This is a genomic window from Shewanella xiamenensis (genome assembly GCF_024971755.1).
In the GTDB taxonomy this organism is placed as follows: domain Bacteria; phylum Pseudomonadota; class Gammaproteobacteria; order Enterobacterales; family Shewanellaceae; genus Shewanella; species Shewanella xiamenensis.
Window position 1 is genome coordinate 936,120 of the sequence record NZ_CP079718.1, and the last position, 13,423, is coordinate 949,542.

The following is a 13,423-nucleotide window of genomic DNA, read 5'->3' on the forward strand; positions in this document are numbered from 1 at the left end:
ATGCCGGTTTATCAATACCGTGGACGCAGTGGACAAGGTCAGGCCGTAACAGGTCAGCTCGATGCTGCCTCAGAAAGTGCTGCTGCTGATATGCTGTTAGCGCGCGGCATTATTCCCTTGGAAGTCAAAGCGGCAAAGGTGACGAAGTCATTTTCACTGATACAGCTCTTTGGTAGTAAAGTCGGCTTAGATGAATTGCAAATTTTTACCCGGCAAATGTATTCGCTAACGCGCTCGGGGATCCCCATCCTGCGCGCCATTGCGGGATTATCCGAAACTGCCCACTCCCAACGGATGAAGGATGCACTGAATGATATTTCAGAGCAGTTAACTGCTGGGCGCCCGCTGTCGTCTGCGATGAATCAACATCCAGATGTGTTTGATTCTTTGTTTGTTTCTATGGTTCATGTGGGGGAAAACACCGGTAAGTTAGAGGATGCTTTTATTCAGCTCTCGGGTTATATCGAGCGTGAGCAGGAAACTCGCCGCCGGATTAAGGCCGCGATGCGTTATCCCATATTTGTATTGATTGCCATTGCGTTGGCCATGGTGATTTTAAATATCATGGTGATCCCCAAATTTGCCGAAATGTTTGCCCGTTTCGGTGCCGACTTACCTTGGGCGACTAAGGTGTTGATTGGCACATCTAACTTATTTGTTCACTACTGGCCTTTGATGTTACTGCTACTACTCGGAACTATTATTGGGATCCGTTATTGGCACCATACCGAAAAAGGCGAGAAACAGTGGGATCAGTGGAAATTACATATTCCCGCTGTGGGTTCGATTATTGAGCGCTCGACCCTCTCCCGTTATTGCCGCAGTTTTTCGATGATGTTAAGTGCGGGCGTGCCGATGACGCAGGCGCTCAGCCTGGTCGCCGATGCGGTAGATAATGCGTATATGCACGACAAAATTGTCGGGATGCGCCGTGGCATAGAGTCAGGCGAATCTATGCTGAGGGTTTCGAATCAGAGTAAATTGTTTACGCCACTGGTACTGCAAATGGTCGCCGTCGGTGAAGAAACCGGCCAAATTGACCAACTGTTAAATGATGCCGCCGATTTTTACGAAGGTGAGGTTGACTATGACCTTAAAAATCTTACCGCTAAGTTAGAGCCGATTTTAATCGGTATTGTGGCCGTTATTGTGTTGGTACTGGCGCTGGGTATTTACCTGCCGATGTGGGATATGCTCAATGTGGTTAAAGGCGGGAAGTAATGCCAAGTCGAGAGTTTAACTCAATTAGGATCAAATAGATGCAGAGCCAACAGAAGGCTGAAAGCAATCTGTTACGGGTTTATGGGCGGCTCGTTAGCTTGACCTTGGTCTTGATTATTCTCGCGGTGATTGGGGTTAAATATTTTGCCACTATGCCACAACTTGCCGCCCGAAGCGTGGAGGTCGAACATAGTCGCTTCTTAAATGTGTTGGCTATGGTCCGTTCTCAATGGTTATCCCTTGGCAAACCACAACAAATGCGACTAGATTGGGAAGTGTTTAATGAGCAAAACACTCATAATGAGCTGCAAACGCTGGTGATTATGAGCGCGCAGGGATGGCCGCAACCGACCGAACTTAGTGACCAAGGTTGCCAAGCCTTATGGTGGCAACTCATGGGGCAGGAGGCGGCAGATAACTCCCTCATTGGTAGCTATTTTCTCAAGGATAATAGCTGCCGTTATCGCTCACAAAATGGGGATAGTATTGGCTATCAACTAAACTCTGGCAGGGTCATTTTTTTGACGAACTCCTAAAATATTGTTAAGTAACGGGCTTTTATAAACTGATTTAGCTGTTAGAATGGACTTTCATCAAGTAGGGGGAAACTAATGAAGACTAAACAAAATGGTTTTTCATTGATTGAACTGGTCATAGTGATCGTCATTTTGGGTCTGTTAGCGGCAACGGCAATCCCACGTTTTTTAAACGTCACCGATGATGCTGAAGATGCCAGTGTGGACGGTGTGGCGGGTGGTTTATCTACAGCCGTGAGTTTTGTGCGTTCACAATGGGAAGTCGATGGTCGCCAAAATAGCAGTGTGATCTTAGATGGTACTTCTGTTTCACTCGACCCACGTTTTGGCTATCCAACGGGTACCTCTGGTACCGATGCGACGGCGATGACGGATGCAAGCTGTCAACAGGTATTCAATACGGTATTGCAAAGTGCGCCGCGTAATGTGCTTTATTCGCAAGATGCGCGAAATCAACGTTACACCGTACGCGTTATCGATGGTGCGGGTGGCAGTACTAATTCCATTGCGGGTACAGCCGTGAGTGGTTTGGATTTATGTGTTTATCATCAAGTGGCCTCACTGGTGCTAAACCAAAATACTGGTGTGCCAACTCCAGCACCAGATTTATCAACCACAGGCGCTAAAGGCGTGGTTTATAATCCAGGTACAGGCAAAGTATTAAGTTTCACTCAAACACCATTTACGCCTTAATTATACAGGCGTGAATTTTACGTATTTAGAATTGTTATTACATAGGTAGTTAATGATGAAAAGACAACAAGGTTTTACCTTAATTGAGTTGGTCGTAGTTATTATTATTTTAGGTATTCTTGCTGTCACAGCGGCACCTAAGTTTATTAATCTTCAATCTGATGCTTACGCATCTACTTTGAATGGTGTCAAAGCGTCTTTGCAAGGCGCTAATTCGCTTGTTTATTCTAAGGCAGCTATTCAAGGGTTAGAAAGTAAGGCCACATCTAGCATTATCATCGATGATAAAGGTAATTCTGATGCAGCTGACGATGTTAAAGTTAACGGTGTTTATGGGTATCTGAAGCAAGCAGCAGCTGATATGGTATTAGTACTTGATTTAGATACTACTAACGAGTGGACAATCGTTGAAGCACCCGCTGTAACAACGACGCTTACATCTCCTGTGATTATTCATCCTAAAAAGTTGACACCTTCAAATACGGCAAAATGTTGGGTTGAATACAAACAGGCAGATTCTAGCAATCCTCCTAAGTACCATGTTGAGTCATCAGGTTGTTAAATAAGGATTTTAAATGAAAAAGCAAAGTGGTTTTACATTAATCGAATTAGTGGTTGTAATTATTATTCTAGGAATTTTGGCTGTTACTGCTGCGCCTAAATTTATCAACCTACAATCGGATGCTCGTGCTTCAACTGTGAAAGGATTAGAGGCAGCGATTAAAGGTGCAGATACTTTAATTAACTCAAAATCGTTAATTGCGGGCAATAATACAGTAGCTTCTACTGCAACGCCTGTTCCGAATGTCACAGTTGAAACTGGTAAAACAGTTTTGATTAACTATGGCCATGCAACGCCTGTATGGACAGGTTCGCTTGCAAATGCACTAGACATTAATGCCGCAACTAGTGGAACATCAAGCGAGTGGATTTACCTCGAGGATAGCGCAAGTAAGAGTATTTATTTTTATCCTCAAGGGCAAGTTAGCCCAAAAGCTGCCAACAACCCTGGTACTTGTTATGTTCAGTATGTGAATGGTCTGACTGCATACGGTCCTATTACTGTTAATACTGTGGTGTCTGGCTGCTAGAGAATTTTACATTAAAAGGCCTGCCTAGCAGGCCTTTTTTTTAGGCCAGCAATCTATTGGAATGTTGGCTATAATAAATTGAATTTGCTAATTATTTCTTTTGTTTAGGCGAAATATTTGCCTTAATAATCATGTTGGCAGAAACTGAACCTAGAACCTAGAACCTAGCATCACGGCAAAGCGGACAATGCGTAGATTTTCCACCGGCAGACAGTTTGGGTTTACCTTAGTTGAACTTGTGACCACTATTATCCTGATTGGGATTCTATCGGTGACGGTATTGCCGCGTTTATTTAGTCAGTCCTCCTACAGTGCCTTTAGTCTGCGTAATGAGTTTATGGCCGAGCTGCGCCAGGTTCAGCAAAAAGCCTTAAATAATACCGATAGATGTTACCGCGTAGTCGTGTCGGCGACGGGTTATCAAGTCAGCCAGTTCGCCAGTCGCGATAGCACTAGTTGTACGGGCACGCCTTTATCTCCTAACCCTTTATCCAGCCAAGCTTTTCAAGGTGGTGCGCAGTTAGTGCTTATCAGCAACAATGCCAAGAGCTTTTATCTTGATTTTGATATCAATGGTCGAGCGTCGCTTGCTTGTAATGGGCCGTGTATCAATGTGATTGCCAATGACACTGTGGCGATTAATATCTCCAGCGAGGGCTATATTTATGCGAATTAATCCTCGATTGCTGGAGAGCAGAATAATAACGCCATTCTTAAAATCCAAACCACAACAGGGATTCACCTTAATCGAATTAGTGGTTGGCATGTTAGTCATTGCCATCGCTATTGTGATGCTCAGTAGCATGTTATTTCCGCAGGCGGATCGCGCTGCCAAGACTTTACACCGAGTAAAAAGTGCCGAGCTTGCCCATTCGGTAATGAATGAGATTTGGGGCAAACGTTATGATCAAAACACCAATGCCAATGGCGGAGTGCCGGCTTGCGGGAGTCCATTAGGCAGTAGTTGCTCGGCCAACTTGGGGCCCGAAGCGGGAGAGGGACGCAACGATTTTAACGATGTGGATGACTATAACGGCCTAACCCAAAACGCCACTATGCTCAATTCCAGCCAAACTTATGCAGAGGCTTATCCCAACTATCAACTAAGTGTCACAGTCGCCTTTGGGCCTGCGCCTAATACCAAGTTAGTGACCATTAATGTCACCACACCAGATAACGAAGTGATCACTTACAATTTGGTAAGGAGCAATTACTAATGCGCTCTTTATCAATGAAGCGTAAGCATTTATGCGCACAGGGTTTTACCTTAGTTGAAATGGTCACTGTGATCCTGATCTTAGGCATTCTTGTGGTTGGGGTGAGTAGCTTTATTATCTTCGGCACGCGAATTTTTGTGGAGTCGAGTTCGGTTGACCAAGTGTTAAGCCAGAGCCGTTTTGCTGTGGAGCGTATGACCCGCGAGCTGCGCAGCGCCGTGCCTAACAGTGTGCGGCTCAATGGTAATGGCTTAACCTATCAATGTGTTGAATTTGTCCCTATTGAGACGAGTACCACCTATTTAGCCATGCCGATTGCGCCGAGCACAGCAGCGCTAACGGGCACTGTGATTTTAGATAATCTGACCAGTAAGATTGCAGCGAACCAATATGTGTGGATTTATCCTTTAACCGATAGCGATGTATATAACATCACGAGACAAAAACGCGCGCAGATTAACACCGTTAGCAGCGCCGCAAACCAAGTGACTTTAACCTTTACTGCCAATGCGAGATTTGCCGAAGCTTCTCCGCGTCAGCGGATCTATTTTGCTTCGGCCCCAGTGAGTTATTGCTTTGAAAAAGCGTCATCGACCAATGAGTTAACCTTAAGGCGTTATACTGGCTATGGGTTGAATGCTAACCAGCCAACACCTGCGGATATGAGTTCGGGTGTGCTAATGGCACAGAATGTGGCTAATGTGTTGAGTAATAACGCCGATTTACCGTTGATCTTAACACCATCGAGCCTAGTCAATAATGCGATGGTGCATCTACAACCACGATTTAATGTTAACGGCGAGACATTTCAATATCGACATCAAGTGCAGGTGATTAATGTCCCCTAACTTAGTTAGCCTATCGCGCTCAAAGTATTGTCAGTCTTCGGCTCGGCGCCAAGCCGGTAGCGCCTTAGTGATCGGTATTTTTGTCATTACCGTGATGTTTTTATTGGCCGCCGCCTTAATTAATATTGTTGAAGATGCAGATAGCGGATTAACCCAAGAGGTGTGGGGGACCCGTGCATTAGCCGCAGCAAACAGCGGTGCCGATGCCGCATTAGCGCAATTATTCCCATTAAACGCCCCCGCTAATGCGACGGCGACATGTGCAAGTGTTTCAAGCAGTTGGACACCCCCCGATGTGGTGGGCTTTCATGCCTGTAGCGTCAGTTTAAGCTGCACATCCTATGCAGTTGGCGCTGTCACTCAATATCGGATCAATAGTAAAGCGGTGTGTGAGAGTGGGGATACCCGTGTGAGCCGTCAAGTAGAGGTAGAAGCCCGTGGTTAGACTTTTGATGATATTAAACTTGGCACTACGTTTTCAAACTCATTATATGCGTGGCTTATCGTCTAATTTACTGCTTATATTTTTTATTCTTACCTCATCGCCAACTTATGCTGCAATTGATTGCAATAGTGTATTTCCTGGGCCAATACAGAGTTTTAGTAGTACCGGCGAACTCTATATGCAAAGCGGTGCGCTCATTGAAAATTATAATGTTTTAGATGTTTGCTTTAAAACGGTAAAAAATTACCATGAAATGAATGCGAATGCTTGTGGTATAGGGAAGTGTCAGATTTCGGGGACTCCCAGTTTGGCAAGAGCAGCACCCACTTTTGTCAGTAGCTCTACCTCTGCAACCAATACTGTAGCCAATTGGACAACGCCTTCTGTAGAGCTGGGAACGACAGCGGGTTATGGTCAACGATTTAATAGTAGTCGTTGGGATATAGGCACATTAACGATTAATACAGGCGGTAATGTCACCGTATCTGATGCTTATTCAACATATGTTATAAAAGATCTGACGTTTTATAATGCAGCGACCATGACCTTAAAGGCTGGTAAAACTTATATTATTGATGGCGATCTTAACCTGAATTCAGGTACGTTAAATATAGTGGGTACAGGCGATACCAAACTGTATATTAAAGGTAATTTTACCATTGCTCTCTCATCAGTTTTTAATGCGCCCACCTCTGTTGATGTATACGTAGGCAATAGGCTAGAAGTACAAAGTAACGCTCAGATTCAAGGTAGCTACTATGTCGCCGATAATGCGACGTTACTCAATAGTGCGGTATTGGTAGGTAGACTCAGTGCTAAAAACGTCACCCTAGGCAGCAATAGTAAGGTGATTTATGATGCCGGTGCACCTGTCTTACAATGCTTTAATGATACTTTTTCCCAAAGTGCATTAAGCAGTGACTGGGTCGTTTCCCGCAGTAGCGGCACTTTTACTCCATCGATTCGTAGTGGTCGTTTACGCTTAACTGAAGCTTCATCTAATCAATCCACCGCATCGACCTATCAACGATTATTCCCAGCCGCGGCAAACTTAGTGGAGATCCAGTTTGATCATTATGCCTATGGTGGCAATGGTGCCGACGGTATTGCGTTAGTGTTATCTGATGCCGCGATCACTCCCCAGCCTGGTGCCTTTGGTGGTCCCTTAGGTTATGGATTCAAGCCCGGTATTAGCGGATTTGCGGGGGGCTGGCTAGGTATCGGGATCGATGAGTTTGGCAACTTTTCCGGTGAAGGTGGGAGCATAAATCTTTCGGGACAACGGCGTCAGTCAGTTGCTGTTCGCGGTTCTGGTTCTGGCACATCTGGTTACCGTTATTTGCGTGGGACTTGTAATAATGGCACGACCAATACCAGTGGTAACTGTTTATCTCCCACGGTCGATGGCAACAATGTGTCACCAGCACATAGATATAAAATCACTATCGACTCGCAGGTATCCGGTCAGTCGATGGTAAAGATTGAACGTAATACGGGTTCGGGATTTGTCACCTTAATTCCTGCCTTTAATGCAATGGCGGAATCTGGACAAGCGGCTACACCGAGTGATTTCTTACTCTCGCTTACAGGGTCAACCGGTGGCTCGAATAACAACCATGAAATCGATAACGTTCAGATTTGTGCGTTGAAATCTAATCCTATTGGCGCGCAAATCGATCATTTTGAGTTTGACCATTCGGGTCTGGGGTTAACCTGTAATCCCGAAACTGTGACAATTCGAGCCTGTGCAAACGCCAGTTGTAGCCAGCTTTTTACTGACCCTTTGACGGCGACCTTGCTACCTGAATCCGCCTCCGAAGGCGTATGGATTGGTGGTAATCAAGTGAGCTTTAGTGGGGGTACTGCGCAATTACAATTACGGCGCAATACTGCTGGCATTGTGACTTTAGGTGTAAAAGGTTCGAGCCCGACAACCAAACCTTTAAGTAAAACCCTTTGCCGTATCGGAAATGGTGGCCTGAGTGAAAACAACTGTTCACTCACCTTCGCCGACAGTGGTTTTGTCTTCGATGTGCCTGATAAGCGTGCTAATCGCCCCGAGCAGGTAGTAGTCAAGGCTGTGAAAAAATCTGATGTGACTCAGCAATGTGTTCCAAGCTTCCAAAGTCAGACTAAGACGCTGAATTTCTGGAGCAGTTATCAGACCCCAAGTGCGCCTATCTCGCCGAAAGCCGTCACGATCAACAATACGGCAATTAGTAGCTCTAGCGCCTCGCCAACGGCGCTGAGTCTGTTATTTGATACGAACGGACAAGCAAATATTTCGGTGAATTATCCCGATGCGGGTAAATTACAGCTCGATGCGCAATATGTTGGTAGTGGTAATGAACAAGGTCTAGTCATGACAGGCTCCGATCAGTTTGTCAGTGTGCCGGCAGGATTATGTGTTAAACCCGTGGATGCCAGTGCCAGCTGCCCAAGTGCGGATATGAGCTGTAGTGCTTACCGTAAAGCGGGGCAGAATTTCGGTATGACACTACAAGCCATGGCATGGGAAAAAGATGGCGATACGGATTTTTGTTCGGGCAACTTATCGACACCTAACTTTAGCGACCAAGCCATGAAGCTTATCAGTAAAGTTGTTGCGCCTAGTATCGCCAGTGGTGGCCATGATGGGGTGTTAGGCGTCACTTCCTATAGCCATACCGCGCAAACTAATAATCTCAACACCATCAGTAATCAAAGTATTAGCGAAGTTGGCGTATTTCAAATTACGGCGCAGGCGAGTCCTAATTATCTTGGCTCAGCCAGCAGTTTGAATATTCCGATTGGCTATTCAGCCAATATTGGTCGCTTTGTGCCCGATAGTTTTTTAGTGGGAGACGTTTCTGTCTTACCTGCCTGTGGCAGTTTTAGTTATATGGATCAACCTTTTCCTATGTCAATGAGCATCAAAGCCTTGAATATCGGCGGCGCGGTGACACAAAACTATTTCCCACCATTCTCCCTTGCGACCGCGAAATTGGTCGGAGAAAACAATAACAATGGTGTCGATTTACAGAGTCGCTTAAGTGCCTTGCCTGTAAAGGTTGATAGCTGGAGTCAGGGTGTGGCGATGGTCGATGGTACTTATCGCGCTTATTTAAACCGAGTAACCCCAAATGTGACGACGAATCTTTATCAAGACGGTCCCTTCGAGCTGCTCGATATTGGCGTGCAGTTGCTGGATAACGATCCTCGGCCAAATGGACTTTACAGCTATGTGGCCTTACCGGATATGGATGCGGCATCTTCGGGCGCTTGCACTAACTGTAATGCCAAGAAAATCTCCACACAGATCCTGCGCCACGGCAGGGTGGTGATGGACAATACCTATGGTCCAGAAACTGAAATCCTTAGGATGCCGACCCGAGCCGAATATTGGAATGGGACTAATTGGGTATTAAATGGCGATGATAGCTGCACTATTGCTACCTACAACCTTGGATCGCAGGTGGATAATGCAGGCCTTGGCTACAATTTTGACCCGGATTTAGCCACGGGGCAGAGTATTACTCGCACTGGTGCATCTTCAGTATTTCAAGCGGGGCAATTTGATTTGCTGTGGCGAGCTCTCACCTCTAGTGGCAACTTATATCGCGGTCAAGTGACCGCACCTTTAGAGGTACCGACTTGGTTAGAATGGTATTGGAATTGGAATGGGGTGTCTCCAACCAGCTTATCCGATCCCCGTGCGAGTGCATTTTTTGGGCGTTACCGTGGTCATGACAGAATCATCTACTGGCGAGAAGTTAATTAGTGAGGTAGATCGATTTTGCTGAATTGGAATTAGTCCGTAGTGATTTATCGTTATGCGATGGGTTTTGTTGCATGAACTCAAAGCATCATGCTAAGGCTAAAATGCAAGATACAGGTTTTACGCATGTTGCCAGCTTGTATTAAATGGGGTTTTGGGTTGTTTGATTTTTGTTCAATAAGGCGCGTTTATCGATTAAATAGTGTTTTTGAGTGGTCTATTTGAAAAAAAATCACTCCATTAGCGATTGTTAACCTCAACGGTCTTGTGGAATCAGGGTGGCATTGATAAAGTTAGCTGATTTTTCTTTTCTTCTGACTCCACAGAATACAGGCTAGTTACATGTTCAAGAAGCTGCGTGGCATTTTTTCTAATGATCTATCGATCGATTTGGGTACAGCTAACACCTTAATTTATGTTCGTGATGAAGGCATCGTCCTCAATGAGCCTTCAGTTGTTGCTATACGTGGCGAGCGTAACAGCTCTGGTCAGAAATCTGTAGCGGCTGTAGGTACCGAAGCTAAACAGATGTTAGGCCGTACTCCTGGCAATATTCAAGCAATCCGTCCAATGAAAGACGGTGTGATTGCAGACTTTTATGTGACAGAGAAAATGTTGCAGCACTTTATTAAGCAAGTGCATAACAACAGCTTTTTTCGCCCAAGCCCACGTGTTTTAGTCTGTGTTCCCGTTGGCGCAACGCAAGTTGAACGCCGTGCGATCCGCGAGTCAGCCATGGGCGCGGGTGCCCGTGAAGTGTATTTGATTGAAGAACCAATGGCCGCAGCTATCGGTGCAGGGTTACCTGTGTCTGAAGCCACAGGTTCAATGGTTGTTGATATCGGTGGTGGTACCACTGAAGTTGCCATTATCTCCTTGAATGGTGTGGTATATTCTTCTTCTGTGCGTATTGGCGGTGACAAGTTTGATGATGCCATCATCAATTATGTTCGCCGTAATTACGGTAGTTTGATTGGTGAAGCGACCGCTGAGCGTATCAAACACACTATCGGTACTGCTTATCCAGGTGATGAAGTATTAGAGATTGAAGTCCGTGGTCGTAATTTGGCTGAAGGTGTACCTCGTAGCTTTACGCTCAACAGCAACGAAATTTTAGAAGCGTTGCAAGAACCATTATCGGGCATTGTGAGTGCGGTTATGGTGGCACTAGAGCAATCACCACCAGAATTAGCTTCTGATATCTCTGAGCGCGGCATGGTGTTAACCGGTGGTGGCGCCTTATTGCGTGATTTAGACCGTTTATTGATGCAAGAAACGGGAATTCCAGTCATGGTGGCTGATGATCCATTGACCTGCGTAGCGCGCGGTGGTGGTAAAGCCCTTGAAATGATTGATATGCACGGCGGCGATCTGTTCTCCGAAGAAACCTAATCTAACTTCGGTATAGGGCGGCTAATCACCGCCTTAGCTTTCCTATGAAGCCAATTTTTGTTCGTGGTATTTCGAACCAGTTCCGTTTAACACTGGCAATTATTCTGTCGGTGATTTTGCTTGCGGCAAATCACCGCCTTGAGCCTGCCCGTGAATCCCTTTCATCCGCTTTAAGCCCTATTCAATACCTCGCGAGTGTCCCCAGTGCGATCCTCGATTGGTCTTCTGAGAGTTTTGCGACCCGCAATATGTTGGCATTGCAAAATAAAGAGCTGTTAAGGCAACAATTATTAATGAGTGAACGCTTACAGCGTTTCGAGCATTTACGTCAGGAAAACGAACGTTTACGCGCCTTGCTAGGTTCGCCTGCCTATCAGGATTCTCTCAAGATGGTTGCAGAGGTCATGGAGGTTGCCAGCGATCCTTCCCATCATTATGTGGTTTTAAACCGAGGTTCCCGCAGTGGCGTCTTTGTTGGTCAGCCTGTTGTGGATGCGCAAGGTGTGGTGGGGCAAGTTGTGCAGGTCAGTGAGATGACTAGCCGAGTGTTACTACTGTCTGATGTGTCCCATGGCTTACCCGTACGGATTACCCGTAATGATGTGCGCCTTGTCGCCAACGGGACGGGGGAACTTGATGAAATTGAGTTACGCCATGTTGCCAAGAGTACCGATATTCGTGTGGGCGACCTGCTGGTCACTTCTGGCTTAGGTAACCGCTTCCCTGAAGGGTATCCGGTTGCGCGGGTAGTGGAAGTCTTTACCGAAGATGGCCAAAGTTATGCGCGAGTCACGGCTCAGCCTCTGGCGGCACTCGACCGTATTCGTTATCTCCTGTTAATTTGGCCATCGCCAGATTCGGGGGTGACACTGCCTAATCAAGTGCCTGTACCGGCCGCAGATCATCCTGCACAAGACGTTAAGCCTGATACCAGTAATGGAACGCCAACGACTCAAGGCGGTACTCAGGGCACAAATGTCAATGTGGTACCTAGTAATCCCAATGCAGCATCCAGTAACGCGAATGGGGCATCTAACGCTGCTACTACCCAACCGCCAGCAGAGGTGCACTAATGAGTTTACAAGCTGCTAATGGACGCATCGCGGTTTGGCTAACCCTATTTGTTGGGCTCTTAAGCCAAATTATGCCACTGCCAGTAATTGTTGAGGCCTGGCGTCCTGATTGGTTACTGATGATTTTGATCTATTGGTCCATTGCGTTGCCCCACAGATATAACATTCTGACGGCTTGGGTTATGGGCTTAGCCCTTGATATTCTCTTGGGCGCGACTTTAGGTGTTCGCTCTTTGGCAATGTCGTTGGTGATTTATATTGCTATTTTACATTGTCAGCGTTTACGTAACTTCCCGAAATGGCAACAGTCGCTGGTCATAATGCTGTTAATTGCTATCTATCACCTCATTGTTTATTGGGTTGAGTTTGTGATGGATGGCGCAACATTCCACTCTGAACTGTTTTTGCCTGCACTATCGGGCCTCGTTTTTTGGCCTTGGATTTTTTGGATTTTACGTCGCATTCGACGTCATTATAAGGTTCGTTAGTTGTGAATTTAGTTTTAGCCTCGACATCGCCGCGCCGGAAAGAATTACTGACTCATATTGGATTCGGACGGGCTGATTTTACGTTTGCGCAAGTAGCACCAGATATTGACGAAACACCTAAAGCTGGAGAGTTACCACGGGATTATGTTCAGCGCCTTGCGGCTGAAAAGGCCCAGGCTGGGCTTGCATTATGCTCAGGTATGTCACAGCCTGCTGTATTAGGTTCTGATACTATCGTGGTGCTTGAAAATGAAATATTAGGTAAGCCTGTTGATGAAGCCGATGCTAAGCGGGTACTACGTGCGCTTTCTGGCAAGGTGCACACAGTAATGACCGCCGTCGCCTTAGCAAGTGTCAATCATACCGCAGTGCGTTTAGTTGAAACCTTAGTGCGTTTTTGTGTGCTTTCTGATGCAGATATCGATGCCTATGTTGCCTCACAAGAGCCCATGGATAAAGCGGGCAGCTATGGGATCCAAGGATTAGGTGGCTGTTTTGTCGAGTCAATTGATGGTAGTTACTCCTGTGTTGTCGGTTTGCCATTAGTCGAAACTCGCCAACTCTTATCTGAGGCTGGCATTATCTAGTCTGCGGTATTGGTTTTCAGGCTTAGAACATACTGAGATTAATTTAATTTCCCTAATGGGGTGAGTCGTGAATAC

At 46.0% G+C, this 13,423-nt stretch carries 14 protein-coding genes; all 14 read left to right on the forward strand.

Going from position 1 to position 13,423, the window contains the following annotated elements:
• The 14 genes from KXJ80_RS05225 to KXJ80_RS05290 all read left to right on the forward strand — a co-directional run bounded on the left by KXJ80_RS05225 (position 1) and on the right by KXJ80_RS05290 (position 13,348).
• Positions 1 to 1,221 carry a type II secretion system F family protein gene (locus tag KXJ80_RS05225; RefSeq protein WP_037428181.1) on the forward strand — a complete coding sequence of 407 codons (1,221 nt, stop codon included), beginning with the start codon at positions 1 to 3 and terminating at the stop codon, positions 1,219 to 1,221.
• A 38-nt stretch (positions 1,222 to 1,259) separates the two neighbouring features.
• Positions 1,260 to 1,757, forward strand: a complete 498-nt coding sequence (locus tag KXJ80_RS05230) for an MSHA biogenesis protein MshF (RefSeq protein WP_218678292.1) — start codon at positions 1,260 to 1,262, stop codon at positions 1,755 to 1,757.
• Between the two features lie 75 nt (positions 1,758 to 1,832).
• Positions 1,833 to 2,450 (forward strand): pilus assembly FimT family protein, encoded by a 618-nt coding sequence (locus KXJ80_RS05235; protein WP_023266932.1) that lies wholly within the window; start codon positions 1,833 to 1,835, stop codon positions 2,448 to 2,450.
• Between the two features lie 52 nt (positions 2,451 to 2,502).
• A complete protein-coding gene (locus KXJ80_RS05240) occupies positions 2,503 to 3,012 on the forward strand; it encodes a type II secretion system protein (protein ID WP_169548629.1) in 510 nt (169 codons plus the stop codon).
• Positions 3,013 to 3,025: 13 nt separating this feature from the next.
• Complete coding sequence (locus KXJ80_RS05245) at positions 3,026 to 3,541, forward strand: type II secretion system protein (protein ID WP_169548628.1); 516 nt, start codon at positions 3,026 to 3,028, stop codon at positions 3,539 to 3,541.
• Between the two features lie 187 nt (positions 3,542 to 3,728).
• On the forward strand, positions 3,729 to 4,217 hold the full coding sequence (locus tag KXJ80_RS05250) for a prepilin-type N-terminal cleavage/methylation domain-containing protein (RefSeq protein ID WP_218678293.1): 489 nt from the start codon (positions 3,729 to 3,731) through the stop codon (positions 4,215 to 4,217).
• Positions 4,207 to 4,758 (forward strand): type IV pilus modification PilV family protein, encoded by a 552-nt coding sequence (locus KXJ80_RS05255; RefSeq protein WP_218678294.1) that lies wholly within the window; start codon positions 4,207 to 4,209, stop codon positions 4,756 to 4,758. The genes KXJ80_RS05250 and KXJ80_RS05255 overlap by 11 nt, the downstream gene beginning before the upstream one ends.
• Positions 4,758 to 5,606: a PilW family protein gene (locus tag KXJ80_RS05260; protein WP_218678295.1), complete on the forward strand. Its 849-nt coding sequence runs from the start codon at positions 4,758 to 4,760 to the stop codon at positions 5,604 to 5,606. The genes KXJ80_RS05255 and KXJ80_RS05260 overlap by 1 nt, the downstream gene beginning before the upstream one ends.
• Positions 5,596 to 6,051 carry an MSHA biogenesis protein MshP gene (locus tag KXJ80_RS05265; RefSeq protein ID WP_218678296.1) on the forward strand — a complete coding sequence of 152 codons (456 nt, stop codon included), beginning with the start codon at positions 5,596 to 5,598 and terminating at the stop codon, positions 6,049 to 6,051. The genes KXJ80_RS05260 and KXJ80_RS05265 overlap by 11 nt, the downstream gene beginning before the upstream one ends.
• A complete protein-coding gene (locus KXJ80_RS05270) occupies positions 6,044 to 9,811 on the forward strand; it encodes a DUF6701 domain-containing protein (RefSeq protein WP_218678297.1) in 3,768 nt (1,255 codons plus the stop codon). The genes KXJ80_RS05265 and KXJ80_RS05270 overlap by 8 nt, the downstream gene beginning before the upstream one ends.
• 339 nt (positions 9,812 to 10,150) lie before the next feature.
• Entirely contained in the window at positions 10,151 to 11,200 is a 1,050-nt protein-coding gene (locus tag KXJ80_RS05275; RefSeq protein WP_007651015.1) for a rod shape-determining protein, read from the forward strand.
• A 44-nt stretch (positions 11,201 to 11,244) separates the two neighbouring features.
• On the forward strand, positions 11,245 to 12,273 hold the full coding sequence (gene mreC / locus KXJ80_RS05280) for a rod shape-determining protein MreC (protein ID WP_037422442.1): 1,029 nt from the start codon (positions 11,245 to 11,247) through the stop codon (positions 12,271 to 12,273).
• Positions 12,273 to 12,761, forward strand: a complete 489-nt coding sequence (gene mreD / locus KXJ80_RS05285) for a rod shape-determining protein MreD (RefSeq protein WP_037422445.1) — start codon at positions 12,273 to 12,275, stop codon at positions 12,759 to 12,761. The genes mreC and mreD overlap by 1 nt, the downstream gene beginning before the upstream one ends.
• A 2-nt stretch (positions 12,762 to 12,763) precedes the next feature.
• Complete coding sequence (locus KXJ80_RS05290; RefSeq protein ID WP_099457377.1) at positions 12,764 to 13,348, forward strand: Maf family protein; 585 nt, start codon at positions 12,764 to 12,766, stop codon at positions 13,346 to 13,348.
• The last annotated feature ends 75 nt before the right edge of the window (positions 13,349 to 13,423 follow it).

Bases quoted from the DNA above. Each gene is read 5' to 3' on its own strand.
- KXJ80_RS05225 (WP_037428181.1), top strand. From the start codon at position 1: ATGCCGGTTTATCAATACCGTGGACGCAGTGGACAAGGTCAGGCCGTA.
- KXJ80_RS05230 (WP_218678292.1), top strand. From the start codon at position 1,260: ATGCAGAGCCAACAGAAGGCTGAAAGCAATCTGTTACGGGTTTATGGG.
- KXJ80_RS05235 (WP_023266932.1), top strand. From the start codon at position 1,833: ATGAAGACTAAACAAAATGGTTTTTCATTGATTGAACTGGTCATAGTG.
- KXJ80_RS05240 (WP_169548629.1), top strand. From the start codon at position 2,503: ATGATGAAAAGACAACAAGGTTTTACCTTAATTGAGTTGGTCGTAGTT.
- KXJ80_RS05245 (WP_169548628.1), top strand. From the start codon at position 3,026: ATGAAAAAGCAAAGTGGTTTTACATTAATCGAATTAGTGGTTGTAATT.
- KXJ80_RS05250 (WP_218678293.1), top strand. From the start codon at position 3,729: ATGCGTAGATTTTCCACCGGCAGACAGTTTGGGTTTACCTTAGTTGAA.
- KXJ80_RS05255 (WP_218678294.1), top strand. From the start codon at position 4,207: ATGCGAATTAATCCTCGATTGCTGGAGAGCAGAATAATAACGCCATTC.
- KXJ80_RS05260 (WP_218678295.1), top strand. From the start codon at position 4,758: ATGCGCTCTTTATCAATGAAGCGTAAGCATTTATGCGCACAGGGTTTT.
- KXJ80_RS05265 (WP_218678296.1), top strand. From the start codon at position 5,596: ATGTCCCCTAACTTAGTTAGCCTATCGCGCTCAAAGTATTGTCAGTCT.
- KXJ80_RS05275 (WP_007651015.1), top strand. From the start codon at position 10,151: ATGTTCAAGAAGCTGCGTGGCATTTTTTCTAATGATCTATCGATCGAT.
- mreC (WP_037422442.1), top strand. From the start codon at position 11,245: ATGAAGCCAATTTTTGTTCGTGGTATTTCGAACCAGTTCCGTTTAACA.
- mreD (WP_037422445.1), top strand. From the start codon at position 12,273: ATGAGTTTACAAGCTGCTAATGGACGCATCGCGGTTTGGCTAACCCTA.